Here is an 18,641-nt window from a genome sequence, read left to right as displayed (position 1 = left end):
GTCATAGATGCGGATCGCGCAGGATCGCCCGGATCCTGAGGAAGGCGTAGGCGGCGCAGCCCAGTGCGATCAGCACCACGAGCCAGGCATACGCCTTCTTGCGCTGCTTGTTGGACCAGGCGCTATCGTAGGTGGCCACCGGATCCCACAACACCTTGCCGTCCATCTGGCGCAGCCCATAAACCCTGATGGGCACGTGCACGCTGAACATCTGGCCCTCGTAGACGTTCTTCAGGTCGTTCGGCTCGCGGTCGGTCAGCAGTTCCAAGGTCCGTGGCAGGACGAGGCCGGTCACAACGGCGCCCGCCTCGAACGCCACGTCGGGATAGTCGTTCGAGAAATAGCAAAGGGGCCTGTAGCCGCTGTTCTGCCGGGAACTGGCGGTCCGCGAGTAGGGGCATACGGCCAACCTGTCCACGCGCACGGCGATGGCGTGCAGCGTGGCGGGATCGGGCGGCAGGTACGCCTTGGCCGCGGCGTCGAAGAGATCGCGGGACAAAATCAGCAGCATCAGGCAGAGGAACAGCGCATTCAGCGGGCGCTTGAAGCGCGCCTTGATCTCGCTCCATTCGCTCATTGGCGTGGCCTCGCGGCGCGCGGCGCCAGCGCCGCCGGGGCGGGGCGGGACTTGGCGCGGCTGCGCATGCGGATGGCGTGTGTGTCCAGGTTCATGGCCCCTCGGTTCCCGGTATTGTTGCTGGTGGGTGAATGCTAGCGAATTTCCGAGGGCGCGGCGGGGCAAGGTTAAACATAACGTTGGTCGATGTTTCAAATTGCCTGGCGGCGGGCTACGATTTGCGGCCGCGAGACCGCGGCTGGCAAGCCCCGCACGCAGGGGCCATGGCCAACAGGGCCAACGCATAAGGTCCTGCCTGGATTGCGGCCGAAACCCGTATCAGCCTGCAGTGTCCGCTCGGCCCGCGCCGCTCACCGGCGCATGCTCCGCCATCAGTTCCGCCACCCAGTCAATGAACACCCGCAGCTTGGCGCTGACGTGCCGGTTGGGCGGGAAGGCGATGTACAGCGGCATCGAATCAAGCCGCCAGTCCTCGAACAGCGGCACCAGCTCGCCGCGCGCGGCGTGGCCGCGGGCCATGTAGTCCGGTAGCCACAGAATGCCCATGCCGGCCAGCCCCGCCGCCAGGTAGGCGTTGCCGTCGTCCACCGCGACCACATAGCGTCCGTGTGCGTGGATGCTTTCGTCGCCGCGATGCATGGCATAGGGCAGGGGCTTGCCGCTGCGCGACCAGAGGAAGCCGACGATGCGGTGGTGGCTGTCCTCGAGATCGCGCGGATGGCCGGGCGCGCCGGCCCGTTGCAGGTAGGCGGGCGCGGCATAGACGCGCAATTGCAGGTCGCCGACGCGCCGCGCCATCAGGGATTGGTCGGTCAGCTCGCCGCCGCGCACCACGCAGTCGACGTTCTCGCCGATCACGTCGACGATGCGGTCGCTCACGCCCATATCGAGCTGGATGTCCGGGTAGCGCGCGTGGAAGGCGGGCAGGGCGGGCACCAGGATCATGCGCGCCAGCGGACTGGGCACGTCGACCCGCAGCCGGCCGCGCGGCACGGCGGCGGCGCTGGACAGGCTGGTCTCGGCGTCGTCCATGTCGGCCAGCAGGCGCAGCACGCGTTCGTAGTAGACGGCGCCGTCGGCGGTGACATTGACCTTGCGCGTGGTGCGATTGAGCAGTCGCACACGCAGGCGGGCCTCGAGCTGCTGCACCAGCTGGGTGACGCTGGTCTTGCTCATGTGTAGGGTGTCGGCCGCCTTGGTGAAGCTGCCGGTTTCCACCACGCGGGCGAAGGCCTGCATTGCGTCGAAACGGTCCATCGCCACTCCAGGGGATCAGGGAATTGTTTGCATTTTACAAACAGTGATGGACACGCTTGCCCGTTTATCGGCGGCCGCGCCGTCCGTACAGTGCCTGCATCATCAATACGGGCTTAAGGTCCGAGACAGGAGAATGAGTATGGCAACGCGTGATGTGGTTTTTCCGGCCGGGCGCCAGGCGCTGTATGAACGCAACCGCTATTCGCCGGCGGTGCGGTCGAATGGCTTTCTGTTCGTGTCGGGCCAGGTGGGCAGCCGCGAGGACGGCTCGCCCGAACCCGACCTGCAGGCGCAGGTGCGGCAGGCGTTCGACAACCTGAACGCGATCCTGAAGGCGGCGGGCGCCAGCTTCGAGGACGTGATCGACGTGACGGTGTTCATGGTGGATCCGGCGTCCCGCTTCGAGACCATCTGGCAGGTCGTGCCCGAATACTGGGGCCAGGCGCCGCATCCGACGCTGACGGCGGTGGGCGTGACCTGGCTGTACGGTTTCGATTTCGAGATCAAGGTGATCGCGAAGCTGCCGCGTGAGGCCTAGCCGCCGGGGGCGGCGGGGCAAAAGCGACGGGGCAGGCCGGCGCAATCGCCGGGCCTGCCCTGTTTCGGGTGCGTCGCCGTATCAGCCGCGCAGACGCGCCACGGCTTGCGCCAGGTCTTCCTGCTTGCGGATCAGGGCGGCCTCGACCTGGTCGCGCGGGGTGCGGGTGTCGTCGCGGTGGCTGGTCAGATCGGCCGCGCGCAGCAGACCCATCAGGTCCTGGGTGCGGGTCTGGGTGGTGGGCGTGATGCGGCTCTGGTCGACCAGCTTGCCCTTGACGAACTTGCTCACCAGGGTCGACATCGTGCTGGACTCGGTGAACGAGGCCTTGGCCAGTTCGCCGTCTTCGTAGGCGATGTCGGTGCGGTTGCTGTAATCGTCGCGGATCTGGTGGAACGCGTAGTTCTGCGACTCGGGGTCCTTGGTCAGGTTCAGCTTCTGATCGGGCGAGAGCGCGCGGTGGAAGCTGGCGTTCAGCGACGATTGCTGCTGTTGCGTGATCGCCAGGTCGAGCTGGGGCCGGCCGCTGGAGGTGGTGTTCTGCGAGGTCTCGTAGGAGAAGGTGTCGAATTCGCGCGGCTGCAGCGGATTGGACGCGACCGGCGCCTGGTTGATCGAGGCGGAGAAGTCGGCCAGGCCGGACAGCATGGTGCGATGCACTTCGGCCGGCATGCCCAGGCGCGTCGTGGCGGTGCCTTGCGGCGCCCAGTCGCCGTAGCTCTTGTGCAGGTCCGCGAAACCCGACTTGAACAGGGCCATCAGCGTGGCATCGCCTTCGCCGCGCTTCTGGGCGCTGTCGAACTTGCTCAGGTAGTTGTTGATGGCGGTCGTCTGCTGCTGGGCGCTGCCGTACTGGCTGGGCTGGCTGGCGTCGACGTTGATCTGGGCCGAGCCGGCCACGGTCTTGACCGTCAGCGAGCGTTGACCCGCATCGGCCTGGAAATTGAAGCTGACGCGGTCGGGGCCCTCGGCGCCGACCGTGGCTTCCAGCGACACCGACGACAGCACGCTGGTGTTGAACTTGGCCAGCGCGCCCAGCGCCAGCTTGGGCGGCACCGAGGCCAGGCCGTCGACGGCGTCCTGGAACGACTTGGACAGGCCGGCGATGGCGCTGCGTTCTTCTTCGGTGAGCTTGGCGTCGCCCACGTCGATCTGCACGCCCAGGCCCTTTTCATTGCTTTCCAGGGTCACCGTGACCTTGGCGCCGCTGGCAGTGGTGATGCGTAGCGCGACCGAGTTGTCGGCCACGGCCGCGCCCTGGGGCGCGGCGATGCCGTCCACCGGGGCGGCGGCGCGGGCCGAGGGAATCGTCAGCGTGTAGTTGCCGCCATCGTTCTGCATGCGGCCCAGCAGGGCCGCGGCCAGGCCCTTGAACTGGCCGGTCAGCGAGGCGGCGCGGACGTTGTCGGACATCAGCGAGGAGAGCGCGTCGGGTTCCTGCACCTGCCCGGCGGCGACCGACTCGGGAGAATAGGTCAGCACGTTGGCCGGCTGGCCCAGCGTCACCGAGGTGGACGCGGGGATGTCGGGGCTGCGGTTGACGGTGGTGACACGGGACACCCCGGTCGCCGGCGCCTGCGGGGCGATGACGAGCGGCGGGGTGTAGCTGGAGATCGTGGTCATGTCAGTGGTAGTCCTGGCGGGCAACAACTGCCCAATGAGGCTTGCCGGGGAGTATCAACATGACTAACGGCGGGCGCGGCGGAAAATTAATCTGCCGGTGATATTTATTTTTGCTTTTCTGGATGTATTTATATTCAGTTAAGTGACAGCTTTCGCGGGATTCCGAAAATAATGTCGACAAAACAAATGCCGCGCATCGCGAGATAATCGATTCCCACGGGCGACGGCTGTCATGCGCCGCCGCGGGCCTTATTTCACGACATAATTCTTCGCTTCATTTTCACCGGCCCATTTACGCAGCGCGGCGATGAATTCCGGGCAGACATTGCCGTCGACGGTGGAATCGACAATCACGCTGTCCTTCATGCGCATCAGCACCTTGCATTCATAAATGCGGGTGCGGCCCTGGTAATAACCACTGCTGCTTTGCTGGAATACCGGCGTCGCGGCGGTCGTGTTGGTGGCCGGGATCATGCCGACGACCTGCTGGCTGGTGCCGGTCGTCACCCATTCCTGGTAAGGCGCGGCCTGGTAGTCGGACCACTCCAGTTCCATGGTGTTGCCGACGGCGCGTTTCCGGGACGGCTCGCCCAGCGCCGCGATGGCGTCGTTGATCGAGCGGCCCTGCATGTTGCGGGCGACGTTGACGCTGGGAGAGAACGACAGGCCTTCCGAGAAGACCCGGCTGAGCGAGGGCAACGAGGAGCTGCCGCCGGAGGGCATCGGGGCGCATCCGGCCAGGCTGGCGGCGGCGATCAGGCTGGCGGCCAGGCGCAGCGGCGGACGGCGGACGGAAAGGGGCAGGGGGAAGATCATGGCTTGCGGTCGGCGCTCCGTGTCGGTCGGGCGCGGCGGCTGCGATTGCGAACCGGGCGCCAGACGTTTTGTTTCTCTTCGTGACAGGCCGGGGCGGCCAGCCCTGCGACGGAGAATGATTGCAGACTGACAGCCTGCTTACGAAATGTCCGCCATTTTTACCGATAAACGGGGCCAGCTTCCTTGCGCCAATGGTGAAATTTGTTACTCAATATGCCCGGGTCGTATCGGCAAAGGGGACGGACCGGCCGATCCGCTTTGCTAAGATCGTGGCCGCTGAATCCACCCGATCCGGACACCGACCATGCTATTTGCCCGATTTTCCCCGACTATCCGCGCGGCGCTCGGCGCGCTGGCGTTGATGGCCGGCCTGTTCGCGCCGCAGGCGCATGCCGACAAACTGTATGGCGGCATTGCGACGGATGGCAAGCACGCCAAGATCTATTGGGCGCTGCCCGAGGATTCGGAAAAGGCGGCCGAAGCGGCGGGGTTGGCGGCCTGCCGCCAGGGCGGCGGCAAGGACTGCAAATCGCTGAGCTGGTTTTCGGACAGTTGCATGACCTATGCCCGCAATACCTCGAACGACCTGTTCCCCGGCAACAGCGTGTCGCCGGAAATGGCGGCCAAGAAGGCGATCCGACGCTGCACCGCCGGCAGCCCCAACGGCAAATGCTGGTTGACCACGATGCCGCTGTGTGTCGGGCCGGGCTACAGCGCGCAGGACATGGAGGCGGCCAGAAGGGCCACGCCCGCCGAGCTGGAAGCCCTGTCCGCCAAGCTCAACGACCGCGAATACTGGGGCGCCGTCGCCGAGAAGGACTCGGGCGACCTGACGTACTCGGACGGCTACCCCAATGAGAAGGACGCCCTCAACCAACTGCTGGAATGGGATGAATGCACCGGCTGCACCAAGGTGCTGACCTACCGCGACACCTGCGTCGGCATGGCCTGGGCCAAGGGCGTGAAAGGGCGCGGCACCAGCTACACCGCGCTCGATCCGGATCCGAAGACGGCGCGCGATGCGGCGCGCAACACCTGCAGCGCCAAGAGCGGCCTGCCCAATTGCGTGGCGATGGTGCGCTGCTCGGGCCGCCCCTACATCAGCGGCTATGCCGGCGAGGACGAAAAAGCCAATTGAGATCGCCGTGAGGCGGCAGCGCGCCGCCCGGCACGCCAAGCCGGCGCCCGTGGACGGGGCCGGCTTTTTTCATGGCCGCACGATCAATCCGCCAGACGCGCGGCGGCGTCGCGGACCACCTGTTGCAGCCACGCCAGCGCCGCGTCGCCGGGCGCGCGCCGGCTGCACACCATGTCGATATCGAAAGGGCCGGGGTCGACCTCTGGCGGCAGCGGCCGCAAGGTCAGGCCGGGGCCGGCCAGCCGCAAGGCGGCGCGCCGCGCCAGCGTGGCCAGCAGGTCGGTGCCTTGCACCGCGTGCGGCAGCGCGACGATGTGGGCGAAGGTGCAGGCCACCCGTCGCCGCTGGCCCAGCCGCGCCAGGCTGGCGTCCACCACGCCACGCGCCGAGCCGTCGTCGCTGGGCGTGAACAGCGCGTGCGGCAGCGCCACGTAGCGCGCCAGGTCCAGCTTGCGGCCGCGCAGCGCCGGATGCTGCCTGTCGGCGATGCATACGAAGTGTTCCTGGTACAGCCGTTCGCGCAGCATGCGCTTGGGCGGCGCCAGGTGGCCGCCGATGGCCAGGTCGACGCTGCCGTTGTCCAGTTGCTCGTAGAGGGCGGCGCGGTCGAGCCGCGCGATGCGCAGGTCGATGCCGGGCGCGTCGCGCCGCAGCGCCGCGACGATGTGCGGCACGATCACCACGTCGGCGTAGTCGCTGGCCGCCACGGTGAAGCGGCGGCCGGCGGCGGCCTGGGGATCGAAGCCGGCGCCTTGCGCCAGCGCCTGGCGGATCTGGTCCAGCGCCGCGCTCACGGCCGGCATCAGCGCGACGGCCTTGGGCGTGGGCTGCATGCCGTCGGCGGTGCGCAGGAACAGCTCGTCCTGGAACAGCAGGCGCAGGCGGCCCAGCGCGCTGCTGACCGAGGGCTGCGCGCGGTTGATGCGCTGGCCGGCCAGGGTCACGTTGCGGGTGTCGTAGAGCGCCTCGAAGGCGACCAGCAGGTTCAGGTCGACGGCGGAAAGATTCATGCCATCAATAGTACGAATAGCGATTATGGATTTCAACAATTCCAGGGCGTGGTCCTACCATGGCTGGCAGCAATGGAATCGAAGGACTGCGCAATGACGACCGTACTGATTACCGGCATCGAACCGTTCGATGGCGAAACCCTGAATCCCTCCTGGGAAGCCGCGCGGCGGCTCGATGGCGCGCAAGTGGCCGGCGCCACCCTGGTGGCGCGCCAACTGCCGTGCGTGATCGGCAAGGTGGTGGGCGTGCTGCGCCAGGCCATCGAGGACACGCAACCGGACCTGGTGATCTGCCTGGGCCAGGCGGGCGGCCGCGGCGATGTGTCGATCGAACGCGTCGCGATCAACGTGGTGGACGCGCGCATCCCCGACAACGAAGGCCGCCAGCCGATCGACGAACCGGTGGTGGCGGGCGGCCCGGCGGCCTATTTCTCGACCCTGCCGATCAAGGCCATCGTGCGCGACCTGCGGCGCGCGGGCGTGCCGGCGTCGGTGTCGTCGACGGCGGGCACCTACAACTGCAACACCATCTTCTACGGCCTGTCGCACTATATCGCCACCGAGCGTCCGGCGTTGCGCGGCGGCTTCGTGCACGTGCCGTACCTGCCGGAGATGGCGGCCCATCATCCCGGCCAGCCCAGCCTGGCGCTGGAGACGCTGATCGAAGGCGTGAAGGTGATGGTGGCGACTTCGCTGGCCGTCACGGCGGACGTCAAGGAAGGCGGCGGCGCGCTGCATTGAACGGAGACGGACGATGGATACCTTCAACGACGCCGACGCCTTCGCGCTGGACGGCGTGCCGTTCCGCCACCGGCAGGTGCGGGTGGACGGCCTGGGCTATCACGTGGTGGAAGGCGGCGCCGGGCCGGCGCTGGTCCTGCTGGCGGGGTTTCCGCAGAGCTGGTACGCGTGGCGCCGGGTCATGCCCCTGCTGGCGCCGCACTTCCGCCTCTATGCGGTGGACCTGCCCGGGCAGGGCGACTCGGACAAGCCGCTGGACGGCTACGACACCGGCGCGGCGGGCGAGCGCCTGCGGGCGCTGTTCCACACGCTGGGACTGACGCGCTACGCGCTGGCCGGGCACGACATCGGCGCCTGGATCGCCTATCCCTACGCGGCGCGCCACGCCGACGAGGTCGAGCGGCTGGTGCTGCTGGACGCGAACATCCCCGGCGTGACGCTGCCCGCCAGCTTCGAGCTGGGACCGGACAACTGGAAGCGCTGGCATTTCCTCTTCAACACCGTACCGGACCTGCCCGAAGCGCTGTTGCAGGGACGCGAGCGGGTGCTGATCGAGTGGTTCTTCAGCCGCAAGACCGCCAACAAGCCGGGCGTGTTCAGCCGCGCCGACCTGGATGAGTACGAGCGCGTCTACCAGACGCTGGGCGGCTTGCGCGGCATGCTGGGCTATTACCGCGCGGCGCACCAGTCGGCCGAGCAGAACCGGGCGCTGCGCGAGACGCCGTTGACGCTGCCGGTGCTGGCGCTGGGCGGCGAACACGGCAGCGCGCCCGATCTGTACGAGGCGCTGGGGCCGCTGGCGCGCGACCTGCGCGGCGGGGTGCTGGCCGATTGCGGCCACTATCTGCCGGAGGAGCAGCCGCGCGAACTGGCGCGGCGCATGCTGGCGTTCCTGGCGTAGCCGCGCGCGACCGCCGCGGCAGACGGCCGCCCCGGCGAAGGGCCGTCCCGGCAAAGGGCCGCCCCGGCAAAGGACCGCCCCGGCATTTCCACATTGCGCATCGGTATTTGTCCGGCGCGCGGCGCGCTCCTATCCTGGCCTGCTCCAAATTTCCGCAGGGAGCAGGATGATGGGCAATCGACGCAGATCCGTACTGAAGGCCGCGCTCGGCCTGGCCGGCGGCGTGGTGGTGGGCGCGGGCTTGTTGAGCAACATGACCGGCGCCGCGCCGGCCGCCACCGACGACGCCACCCGCTATCCGAGCCGGCCGGTCAAGCTGATCGTGCCGATCGCGGCCGGCGGCAGCGCCGACAAGCTGGCGCGCACCGTGGCGCAGAAGCTGAGCGAGAAGTGGGGGCAGAGCGTGGTGGTGGAGAACCAGCCCGGCGCCAGCAGCGCTATCGGCAATGCCGCGGTGGCGCATGCGCGCGGCGACGGCTACACGCTGCTGCTGGGCGGCGACGCCTTGTCGCTGAACGCGCTGCAACCCGGCAAGCCGCTGTACGACCCGTTGCGCGATCTGCGCGGCGTGACCAAGGCGGTGGTCAATCCGCAGTTGCTGGTCGTGCGCCCGGGCCTGGGCGTGAAGACCTTCCAGGAATTCGTGGCGCTGGTGCGCAGCCGGCCCGGCGAGATCTCGCTGGCGCTGCCTGGCGGCAATGGCAGCCTGCAGCACCTGGCGGTGGAACTGCTCAACGAGCGCATCGGCGCCAAGACCAACCAGATTCCCTATCCGGGCGGCGGGCCGGCCACGCTGGATGTGCTGGGCGGCCACGTGGACGCCATGCTGATCACGCTGGCCGCCGCCACCGAGAACGTGCGCTCGGGCAAGCTGGTGGCGCTGGCGGTGACCACGCCGTACCGCTCCAAGGCGCTGCCCGAGGTGCCGACCATGCAGGAGGCGGGGCTGGCCGACTACGCGGTCGAGAGCTGGCAGGGCTTCGTGGTGCCGGCTTCGACGCCGAGCGCGCTGGTCGAGCGCATCCATCGCGACGTGGTGGCCGTGCTGCGCGAACCGGAGACCGCCACGCTGCTGGAGAACCTGGGTTTCGCCATCGCCGCCTCGACGCCCGAAGCGGTCGACCAGACCGTGCGCGACGACATCGCCACCTATCGCCGCGTGATTGCCACGGCCGACGTCAAGCTCCAGTAGACGCGCCGCAACAGCGGTTTCATATTCATATCTGAAAGTCTTCTTTGTGTTGTGCGGCGCCGGACCGCAGCATAGAACTTCGTTCAATGCCTACGACACAACAACATGAAGACTCGCAATATCTCCGGCCGTATCCTGCAGGCGGCCGTCGCGCTGGCCCTGGCGGCCGGCGCCACCGGCGCCCATGCCGACGCCACGCTGGACAAGATCAAGGAACGCGGCACCGTCACCATCGGCGTATTGGCCAACGGCGGCGTGTTCGGCTCGATCGACCCGGCCACGCAGCAGCTGGTCGGCTGGAATCCCGACCTGGCGCGTGAACTGGCCAAGGGCCTGGGCGTGAAGGCCGAGCTGGTGCAGGTGCAGACCGCCACCCGCACGCAGTTCCTGATCTCGGGCAAGGTCGATCTGCTGATCGCGTCGATGGAGCTGAATCCGGAGCGCGCCGAGATCTTGGGCTACGCGCCGACGCCGTTTTTCCGCGTGGGCGGCGCGGCCGCCACCCGCAAGGACAGCGGCATCGCCAAGTGGGAAGACCTGCGCGGCAAGCCGGTCTGCGTGTCGCAGGGCAGCAGCTTCGCGCGTCCCCTGCAGGCCGACTACGGCGCGGTGGTCAAGGGCTACAAGAGTTCTTCGGACTCGCTGCTGGCGCTGCGCGGCGGCCAGTGCGTGGCGGCGGTGCACGATTCGACCCTGATCCATCCGCTGTTGCGTACCAATCCCGAATGGGCCGACTACCAGGCGCCCATCGCCACGGAAGTGCTGCCGGCCAATTCGGTGGTCTGGACCCGCAAGGGCGAGGCCGACACCATCGCCGCCGTCGACAAGGTGATCCAGGGCTGGCACCGCAGCGGCTGGCTGATCGCCACCGAGAAGCGCCTCGGCATCCAGCCGGCGCAGCCGCTGCTGCAAGAACTGCACGACAAGTACAAGCAGGGCAGCTGAGCCTCGCGCCCGCCCGTGTTGGAAAAGACCGATGAATAGACAAGCAATCAAGTGGGCCGCCGCGCTGGCGCTGGCGTCCCTGGCGACGGCGGCGCACGCCGACGCCACCCTGGACCGCGTCAAGCAACGCGGCAAGTTGGTGGTGGGCGTGGACGGCGCCAGTCCGCCGTTCGGCCTGCTCGATCCGGCCACTGGCAAGGTCGGCGGCTTCCAGACCGAGCTGGGCCGCGATATCGCCACCCGGCTCGGCGTCACGCTGGAGACGGTGCCGGTGACGGCCGCGACCCGGGTGCAGTTCCTGCAGGCCGGCAAGGTCGATCTGCTGATCGCCAACATCCAGTGGACCCAGGAACGCAGCGAGATCCTGAGCTATGCGCCGACCCCGTACAACCTCGTGGGCGGAGCGGCCATGGTGTCCAAGCGCAGCGGCATCAAGCGCTGGGAAGACCTGAAGGGCAAGGTGGCCTGCGTGTCGCAAGGCAGCAATTTCGCCAAGCCGCTGCAGGAAACCTATGGGGCGGTGGTCAAAGGCCTGCGCAACATCCCTGAATCGCTGCTGGCGCTCAAGGGCGGCAGCTGCGATGCGTCGGTGCACATCCAGCCGGCGCTGTACGAGACGCTGCACGGTCCCAACGGCAAGGAATGGGACGGCTTCGAGCTGGCCACGCCGGACCAGTTGATCCCGTCGCCCACGGTAATCTGGACCCGCCGCAACGAGGCCGATACCCGCGCCTTCGTCGATGGCGTGATCCGCGACTGGCACAAATCCGGCCTGCTGGTGAAAGAGGCCGACAGGTTCGGCGTGCCGGCCGATTACCTCAAGCAGGCCAACGCCGACGCGCAGGCCGGCAAGTTCGACAGCGCTCCCCCCGAGGCCCAGGCCAAGCCATGACGACGGCCGCCAGGGACACGCTCGATCCCCTGAACCTGATGAATCCCGGAAAGGTCCTGTCATGACTGAATCCCTGTTTCCCGGCGTGTTCGCGCGCCGCGTCCGCGGCGTGGAACTGTCGCCGATTGCCGCGGCCGGCGCGCGCGCCGCGCGGCTGGCGGCCGAGGGCCGCTCGATCGTGGCGCTGACCTCGGGCGAGCCCGACTTCGACACGCCCCAGGCCATCAAGGACGCCGCCGCGCTGGCGCTGGCGCAAGGCCAGACCAAGTACACGCCGACGGCCGGCACCGCCCCGCTGCGGCGTGCCGTGGCCGATGGCTACCGCCAGCGTCACGGCCTGCCGACCGAGTCGGCCAACGTCATCATTTCCAACGGCGGCAAGCAGGTGATCTACCTGGCCCTGGCCGCCACGCTCGACGAGGGCGACGAGGTGATCGTGCCGACGCCGTACTGGCCCACCTTCCTGGATTCGGTGCGGGTCAACGGCGGCACGCCGGTGCTGGCGCCGACGGCCCAGGCCGATGGCTTCAAGCTCACGCCGCAGGGCCTGCGCCAGGCGCTGACGCCGCGCACCAAGTGGCTGATCCTGAATTCGCCCGGCAATCCGTCAGGCGCGGTCTACAGCGAGGCCGAGCTGGCGGCGTTGGCCGCGGTGCTGCGCGAACATCCGTCGGTGCTGGTGCTGTGGGACGAGATGTACGAACAGATCTGGTTCGACGAGGCGCCCGCGCACCTGCTGCGCGCCGCGCCGGACCTGGCGGGGCGCACGCTGGCGGTCAACGGCGTGTCCAAGGCCTACGCCATGACCGGCTGGCGCATCGGCTGGGGCGTGGGGCCGGCGGCGTTGATCGGCGTGCTGGAGGCGGTGCAGTCGCAGGTGTCGTCGGGCCCCAGTTCGCTGAGCCAGGCCGCCGCGCTGGTGGCGTTGCAGGGCGTGGCCGACGACTTCGTCGAGAACGCGCGGCTGGCCTATGCGCGCCGGGCGCGAGTGATCGTCGACGGCCTGGGCGCGGTGCCGGGCCTGAGCGTGACGGCGCCGCGCGGCTCGTTCTTCGCCTGGATCGGCGTGGCCGGCCTGATCGGCCAGGTAAAGCCCGATGGCGCCGTGATCGCCGACGATGGCGACGTGGCCGACTGGCTGCTGGAGGCCGAGGGCGTGGCGGTGGTGCGGGGCGCGGCCTATGGCTTGTCGCCGTACCTGCGGCTGTCGTTCGCCGCCTCGGACGCCAAGGTGGCGGAGGCTGTCGCGCGCATCGCCCGCGCGGTCGCGGCGCTGCGGCCGGCGGCGCTGGAGGCGGCCGCATGATCGAACAGGCATTGCAGGCCTGGGTGCATTTCTTCAAGCCCCTGGGCCTGAACTACGGCTTCGTGCTGGATCCGGGCGAGCTGTCCGCCTTCGGCCACGGCCTGCTGGTGACGCTGCAATTGTGCGCCTGGACCATTCCCGTCAGCCTGCTGTTCGGCGTGCTGATCGCGGCCGGGCTCACCAGCGGGCGGCCCTGGCTGGCGCGGCCGCTGCAGGCCTTCGTCGAGCTGACCCGCAACACGCCGACGCTGGTGCAGCTCTATTGCGCCTTCCTGGTGCTGAACATGCTGATCACGCAGAAGCTGGGCGGCGGCAGCCCGATCACGCCGTTCATGTGGGTGGTGATCGTGGTGGCGCTGCACAAGGGCGTGTTCCATGCCGAGGCGCTGCGCGCCGGCATCGAGGCTGTGCCGTCGGTGACGCTGGAGGCGGCGCGCTCGCTGGCCTTCTCGCGCCGCCAGATCCTGACGCAGGTGCAGCTGCCGCTGGCGCTGCGCTTCGCGCTGCCGGCGCTGGTCAACAACCTGGTGGACCTGGTGAAGATGACCGCGATCGCCTCGGCCATCGCGGTGGGGGATGTGACCTACGAGTCCATCATGATCTGGTCGCACCGCGACAACGTGCTGGAACTGCTGCTGCTGATCCTGCTGTATTTCGGCCTGCTGACCTGGCTGGTGAGTGTCGCCGGACGCTGGCTCGAAGCGCGCCTGAGGATGCCTGGCTATGGCCAATGAACTGGTATTGAATGCGGCCGCGGCGCGCCGGGCGGGTGGCGGATGGCTGGCATGGCTGCGCGATCCGTGGGTGGTGCTGCTGCTGGCCCTGGTGATCCTGGGCGTCGCCTGGGCGCTGACCGATACCGCCCCGGCCGCGGTGCGGCACCTGTGGCACTGGTCGCCGGCGCTGCTGCGCGGGCTGGGCATGAACGTGCAGATCAGCGTGCTGGCGATGGCGCTGGGCACGGCGCTGGGGTTGGTGGTGGGCGCGCTGTCGCTGTCGCCGTCCAGGCCGCTGCGGCGCCTGACGCGCGCCTATGTGCTGGCGTTCCGCAACGCGCCGATCCTGGTGCTGGTGTATTTCACCACCTACGTGTTCCCGTTCGAGCTGAACCTGGGCGGCTGGAACCTGCCGTTTCCGGACTGGATCAAGGTGGTGATCGGGCTGGGCCTGCCGGCCAGCGCCAATGTCGCCGAGATCTTCCGCGGCGCCATCCAGTCGATCCCCGAAGCCCAGTGGGAGGCGGCGCAATCGCTGGCGTTCCGGCGCGCGCAGATCTTCCGCATGATCGTGCTGCCGCAGTGCGTGCGGCGCATGCTGCCGTCGTGGATGAACCTGTACGCCAGCATCACCATGAGCACCTCGCTGGCCTCGCTGGTCGGCGTGCACGACCTGGTCGACACGGCCACGGTGGCCAGCAACACGGTGGCGCGCAGCGACTTCACCATCCTGGTCTATTTCACGCTATTGGCGCTGTTCTTCGCCTATTGCTATCCCATCGCGCGCTGGACGCGCCATCTGGAACGACGCTATGCGCATCATTGACAACGGCGCCCGCGCCGCCGAGATCCCGCTGGTCAGCCTGCGGGACGTGCACCTGGCCTTCGGACGGACCGAGGTGCTCAAGGGCATCGACGTCGAGGTCCGTCCGGGCCAGGCTGTCTCCATCATCGGCCCGTCGGGCTCGGGCAAGTCCACCATCCTGCGCTGCATCACCGGCCTGCTGCGGCCGCAGCGCGGCGAGATCGAGGTCGGCGGCGTGCGGGTCGACGCGCTCAAGAGCGAGTCCGAACTGATCGCCCTGCGCAAGCGGGTCGGCTTCGTGTTCCAGCAATACAACCTGTTCCCGCACCTGAGCGTGCTGGAGAACCTGGTGATTTCGCCCATCAAGGTCAACGGCCAGCCGCGTGCCCAGGCCCAGGCGCTGGCGCGCGAGCTGCTGGCCAAGGTGCGCATGGACCACAAGGAAAACGCCTATCCGGGCGAGCTGTCGGGCGGCCAGCAGCAGCGCGTGGCCATTGCCCGCGCGCTGGCCCTGCGGCCCGAACTGATCCTGTTCGACGAAGTGACCTCGGCGCTGGATCCGGAAATGGTGGGCGAAGTGCTGACCGTGATCCGCGACCTGGTGCAGGACGGCCTGACCTGCGTGCTGGTCACGCACGAAATGCGTTTCGCCCAGGAGGTGAGCGACACGGTGTACTTCACCGAAGCCGGCCGCATCGTCGAGCACGGCCCGCCGGCCCGGATTTTCGGCCGGCCCGACAGCGAGCGCACCCGCGCCTTCCTGCAACGCGCCTCGGCCGAGCCGCCGGTGCGGCGCGCCCAGGCCGATCCGATCGACGCCTACCTGACCTTTGACCCGCTGCGCCTCGCAGTGTGATGCCTTTCCGCAACCCGGAGCCGACATGACCACCGAATCTTCCGTTACTCTCGAACGCCGCCAGCAGGTGCAGGACGCCCTGGCCGACATCCGCGGCCTGCTGGCCGCCGCGCCGCTGACGCGCGACCTGCTGGCGCGGATTACCACGCGCCTGGAGCAACTGGCGCAACAGCGCGCGCTGTTTCCCGCCACCGAATTCGCGCCGCCCGCGCCGGGGCAGGGCGTGGGGGCCTCGACCCGTTACCGCCTCAATCCCGACGACGCCGCCGGCGAACCGGCGCTCTACCTGAACTCGATCAACCCGGGCAAGACCACCTTGCCGCACAACCACACCACCTGGGCGGTGATCGTGGCGCTGTCGGGCCAGGAGCTGAACCGCGTCTACCGCCGCAGCGACGACGGCTCGCAGGCCGGCCGCGCCACGCTGGAACAGGTGCGCGAAGTGGTGGTGCAGCCTGGACAGTCGGTGTCGTTCCTGCCGGACGACATCCACAGCATCCACGTCACCGGCGATGCGCCCACCCTGCATTTCCACCTGTATGGGCAGCCGCTGGAGACGCTGTCGGGCCGCATCGGCATCGACCTGGCCACCGGCGAGATCGTCAACTACAACGCCACCCAGATGAAGCCCGGCCAGGAGCAGCGCGCATGAGCCTCGACCACGCCCGTGTCCAGACCCGGCTGGTGCATGCCGGCAGCCCCGACCTGAAGCAGGGCGCCGGCCCGGTCAACGTGCCGGTGGTGCGCACCAGCACCGTGCGCTTTGCCGACACCGCCACCCATGCCGCGCTGAACGCGCAGCGCGCCGCCGGCGAGCGCGTCGCCACCTATGGCCGCCATGGACTGGACACGCACCAGGCGCTGGAAGCGGCGGTCGCGTCGCTGGAAGGCGGCCACCGCAGCATCCTGGCGCCGTCCGGCCTGTCGGCCATCGTGCTGGTGCTGCTGGCCACCCTGGCGCCGGGCGAGCATGCGCTGGTGTCCGACAGCGTCTACTCACCGGTGCGGCGCGTCGACAAGGCGCTGCTGCAGCGCTACGGCATCGAGGTCGAGTACTTCTCGTCCGGCCGCGGCGATCTGGCTGAACGCTTCCGCCCCAACACGCGGCTGCTGTACCTGGAGTCGCCCAGCTCGCTGCTGTTCGAGGTGCTGGACCTGCCGGCGCTGGCTGCCCAGGCGCGCAGCCGCGGCGTGCTGGTGGCCACCGACAACACCTGGAGCGGCGGCCTTTACTACCAGCCGCTGGCGCTGGGCGCCAACATCTCGATCCAGGCCGCCACCAAGTACCTGGCCGGCCATTCCGACGTGATGATGGGTGTGGTCACGGTCGACAGCCCCGAGCTGGCGCGGCAGGTCGGCGCCACCTACGACGCGCTCGGCCTGGCGGTGGGCGCGGACGATGCCTACCTGACGCTGCGCGGCCTGCGCACGCTGGACGTGCGGCTGGCGCGCCACCACCAGAACGCGCTGAGCGTGGCCGAATACCTGTCGCGCCACGCCGACGTGGCGCGGACCTACTATCCCGCGTTGCCGCAGGATCCTGGCCACGCGCTGTGGCGGCGCGATTTCAGCGGCGCCAGCGGCCTGGTGTCGTTCGCATTGCGGGCCGAGCAGCCGGGCGCGGCGGCGCGCTTCATCGACGCGCTGCGCTATTTCTCCATCGGCGCGTCCTGGGGCGGCTACGAAAGCCTGGCGCTGGAAGCGGCGCCGGAAAGGCTGGCCGAGCACAGCGTGTGGCAGGGCGGCCATGAAGTGGTGCGGCTGCACATCGGCCTGGAGCATCCGCTGGACCTGGTCGAGGACCTCGACCGGGCCTTCGGCGCGGTCCGCGACGGCCTGCGCCGCAGCGCCTGACGCATATGCAAATGACCACATTTCCTTAGGGATTCTGATTATGTAGAAGCAATTACAACGTCTTTTTCCGGTTGGACCTTCGGGGTCTAGAATTTGCCTTGTTCCAAGGTTGGCGGCAGGGCATGTCCTCTATTTCTTCGATCGGATCGGTACAGCTTTCCTTCGCGGCGCGGCAGCTGGATGCCGTGCGCGAGTTCTACCGCGGCACCCTCGGGCTGGATGAAATGCCGGTCCCGGAGGGGCGCCTGCTGTTCGCGCTGGGCGACGCGACCCTGTCGCTGTCGCCGGTGGCCGAGGTCAGCCGCGAGCTCAGGGCCGACTACCTGGCCATCCGCACCCGCGCCTACGACGATATCCTGCTGCGGCTGCGCGACGCCGGCTTTCACCCGGTCTGTTCGCTGCCCGACGCCTCGCCGCGCGTCATGTACGTCAAGGACCCCAGCGGCAATCAACTGGCATTTCTCGGCTAGGCGGCGGCATCCCATGAACTTCCAGCAACTGCGTTCCGTGCGCGAGGCCGTGCGCCGCGATTTCAACCTGACCGATGTGTCCGAAAGCCTGCATACCTCGCAGCCCGGCGTCAGCCGCCAGATCCGCGAGCTGGAGGAGGAGGTCGGCGTCGACATCTTCGTGCGCTCGGGCAAGCGCCTGATCGGCCTGACGCCGCCGGGCGAGCAGATCCTGCCGCTGGTCGAGCAGATCCTGCAATGCGCCGACAACATCCGTCATGCCGGCGCTGAGTACGCCGACAGCCGCAAGGGCGTGCTGTCGATCGCGGCCACGCATTCGCAGGCGCGCTACGCCTTGCCGCCGGTGATCAAGGAATTCCGCCAGCGCTATCCCGAGGTGGTGCTGCACCTGCACCAGGGTTCGCCCAAGCAGGTCTCCGAGATGTTGCTCGAAGGCGAGGCCGATATCGGCGTGGCGACCGAGGCGGTGGCCGACTATCCCGGCCTGCTGAACCTGCCGTGCTACCGCTGGAGCCACAGCATCATCGTGCCCAAGGGTCATCCGCTCGCCGCGATGGACGGCGGCATCAGCCTGTCGCAGCTGTCGCGCTATCCCATCATCACCTACGGGCGCGGCTACACCGGCCGCGCCCACATCGACGAGGCCTTCGCCCGCGCCGGCATCACGCCCGACATCGTCATGACCGCGATGGACGCCGACGTCATCAAGACCTACGTCGAGCTGGAACTGGGCGTGGGCATCGTGGCCGCGGTGGCCTGGGACGCCGAGCGCGATACGCGGCTGTGCGCCATCGACGCGCGCCACCTGTTCGAGATCAACCTGACGCGCCTGGCGATCCGCCGCGGGGCGTGGCTGCGCGGCTATGCCTTCCACTTCATCGAGATGTTCGTGCCGACATTGACGCGCGCGGTGGTGGACCAGGCGCTCAAGGGCGAAGCCTGAGACCAGGCGCGGGCGCGCGGCTGCGTGGCCTGCGCGCCTGGCGCGATGCCGCGCCGTGCCG

Annotated in this window: 20 protein-coding genes; 15 read left to right on the top strand and 5 right to left on the bottom strand. The window is 68.5% G+C overall.

Translation table 11 applies throughout. From position 1 onward, the window contains the following. Position 1: 1 nt before the first annotated feature. Both ACUTAG_RS30695 and ACUTAG_RS30690 read right to left on the bottom strand, forming a co-directional pair. Positions 2-577, bottom strand: a complete 576-nt coding sequence (locus ACUTAG_RS30695) for a hypothetical protein (protein WP_446650439.1) — start codon at positions 575-577, stop codon at positions 2-4. Between the two features lie 318 nt (positions 578-895). Next, positions 896-1,834 carry a LysR substrate-binding domain-containing protein gene (locus ACUTAG_RS30690; protein WP_054497000.1) on the bottom strand — a complete coding sequence of 313 codons (939 nt, stop codon included), beginning with the start codon at positions 1,832-1,834 and terminating at the stop codon, positions 896-898. Positions 1,835-1,973: 139 nt separating this feature from the next. Between ACUTAG_RS30690 and ACUTAG_RS30685 the strand changes: the two genes are divergently transcribed. Further along, complete coding sequence (locus tag ACUTAG_RS30685; RefSeq protein WP_006385355.1) at positions 1,974-2,372, top strand: RidA family protein; 399 nt, start codon at positions 1,974-1,976, stop codon at positions 2,370-2,372. A gap of 81 nt (positions 2,373-2,453) precedes the next feature. Here the strand turns inward: ACUTAG_RS30685 and ACUTAG_RS30680 are convergent, their stop codons facing one another. After that, positions 2,454-3,995, bottom strand: coding sequence for a hypothetical protein (locus tag ACUTAG_RS30680; RefSeq protein WP_054481454.1), 1,542 nt, complete (start codon positions 3,993-3,995; stop codon positions 2,454-2,456). Between the two features lie 249 nt (positions 3,996-4,244). Next, a complete protein-coding gene (locus ACUTAG_RS30675; RefSeq protein WP_070781592.1) occupies positions 4,245-4,811 on the bottom strand; it encodes a hypothetical protein in 567 nt (188 codons plus the stop codon). A 304-nt stretch (positions 4,812-5,115) separates the two neighbouring features. Here ACUTAG_RS30675 and ACUTAG_RS30670 point away from each other — a divergent pair, with 304 nt between their 5' ends. Then, complete coding sequence (locus ACUTAG_RS30670; protein WP_054444780.1) at positions 5,116-5,949, top strand: DUF4189 domain-containing protein; 834 nt, start codon at positions 5,116-5,118, stop codon at positions 5,947-5,949. An 83-nt stretch (positions 5,950-6,032) separates the two neighbouring features. On the opposite strand, the gene ACUTAG_RS30665 is transcribed toward ACUTAG_RS30670, so the two are convergent. Then, the gene (locus ACUTAG_RS30665) at positions 6,033-6,959 is read right to left on the bottom strand and encodes a LysR family transcriptional regulator (RefSeq protein ID WP_020927803.1); all 927 of its coding nucleotides are present in this window, start codon (positions 6,957-6,959) and stop codon (positions 6,033-6,035) included. A gap of 93 nt (positions 6,960-7,052) precedes the next feature. On the opposite strand from ACUTAG_RS30665, the gene pcp reads away from it, so the two are divergent. From pcp to ACUTAG_RS30600, 13 genes are all read left to right on the top strand, one after another. Further along, on the top strand, positions 7,053-7,700 hold the full coding sequence (gene pcp / locus ACUTAG_RS30660) for a pyroglutamyl-peptidase I (RefSeq protein ID WP_054430555.1): 648 nt from the start codon (positions 7,053-7,055) through the stop codon (positions 7,698-7,700). Positions 7,701-7,713: 13 nt separating this feature from the next. Further along, on the top strand, positions 7,714-8,601 hold the full coding sequence (locus ACUTAG_RS30655) for an alpha/beta fold hydrolase (RefSeq protein WP_148318885.1): 888 nt from the start codon (positions 7,714-7,716) through the stop codon (positions 8,599-8,601). A 166-nt stretch (positions 8,602-8,767) separates the two neighbouring features. Beyond that, the gene (locus ACUTAG_RS30650; RefSeq protein ID WP_081335367.1) at positions 8,768-9,793 is read left to right on the top strand and encodes a Bug family tripartite tricarboxylate transporter substrate binding protein; all 1,026 of its coding nucleotides are present in this window, start codon (positions 8,768-8,770) and stop codon (positions 9,791-9,793) included. 105 nt (positions 9,794-9,898) lie between these two features. Then, positions 9,899-10,738 carry a transporter substrate-binding domain-containing protein gene (locus ACUTAG_RS30645; RefSeq protein WP_148318887.1) on the top strand — a complete coding sequence of 280 codons (840 nt, stop codon included), beginning with the start codon at positions 9,899-9,901 and terminating at the stop codon, positions 10,736-10,738. Positions 10,739-10,769: 31 nt separating this feature from the next. Beyond that, the gene (locus ACUTAG_RS30640) at positions 10,770-11,630 is read left to right on the top strand and encodes a transporter substrate-binding domain-containing protein (RefSeq protein ID WP_006385364.1); all 861 of its coding nucleotides are present in this window, start codon (positions 10,770-10,772) and stop codon (positions 11,628-11,630) included. A 61-nt stretch (positions 11,631-11,691) separates the two neighbouring features. Continuing rightward, positions 11,692-12,936, top strand: a complete 1,245-nt coding sequence (locus tag ACUTAG_RS30635) for an aminotransferase class I/II-fold pyridoxal phosphate-dependent enzyme (RefSeq protein ID WP_148318889.1) — start codon at positions 11,692-11,694, stop codon at positions 12,934-12,936. Further along, positions 12,933-13,670: an amino acid ABC transporter permease gene (locus ACUTAG_RS30630; protein WP_054517812.1), complete on the top strand. Its 738-nt coding sequence runs from the start codon at positions 12,933-12,935 to the stop codon at positions 13,668-13,670. Before ACUTAG_RS30635 ends, ACUTAG_RS30630 begins: the two co-directional genes overlap by 4 nt. After that, a complete protein-coding gene (locus ACUTAG_RS30625; protein WP_148318891.1) occupies positions 13,660-14,478 on the top strand; it encodes an amino acid ABC transporter permease in 819 nt (272 codons plus the stop codon). The genes ACUTAG_RS30630 and ACUTAG_RS30625 overlap by 11 nt, the downstream gene beginning before the upstream one ends. Beyond that, positions 14,465-15,313, top strand: coding sequence for an amino acid ABC transporter ATP-binding protein (locus ACUTAG_RS30620; RefSeq protein ID WP_148318893.1), 849 nt, complete (start codon positions 14,465-14,467; stop codon positions 15,311-15,313). Before ACUTAG_RS30625 ends, ACUTAG_RS30620 begins: the two co-directional genes overlap by 14 nt. A 25-nt stretch (positions 15,314-15,338) precedes the next feature. Beyond that, complete coding sequence (locus ACUTAG_RS30615) at positions 15,339-15,965, top strand: cysteine dioxygenase family protein (protein WP_047990843.1); 627 nt, start codon at positions 15,339-15,341, stop codon at positions 15,963-15,965. Next, positions 15,962-17,167, top strand: coding sequence for a cystathionine beta-lyase (gene metC / locus ACUTAG_RS30610; protein WP_148318895.1), 1,206 nt, complete (start codon positions 15,962-15,964; stop codon positions 17,165-17,167). The genes ACUTAG_RS30615 and metC overlap by 4 nt, the downstream gene beginning before the upstream one ends. Positions 17,168-17,289: 122 nt before the next feature. Beyond that, positions 17,290-17,637, top strand: coding sequence for a VOC family protein (locus ACUTAG_RS30605; protein ID WP_006385371.1), 348 nt, complete (start codon positions 17,290-17,292; stop codon positions 17,635-17,637). Positions 17,638-17,650: 13 nt separating this feature from the next. Beyond that, positions 17,651-18,580, top strand: a complete 930-nt coding sequence (locus ACUTAG_RS30600) for a CysB family HTH-type transcriptional regulator (protein WP_006385372.1) — start codon at positions 17,651-17,653, stop codon at positions 18,578-18,580. Positions 18,581-18,641 lie beyond the last annotated feature (61 nt).

The organism is Achromobacter sp. CSND-B12, from assembly GCF_052906545.1.
This window is presented reverse-complemented; position numbering and strand designations above follow the sequence as displayed.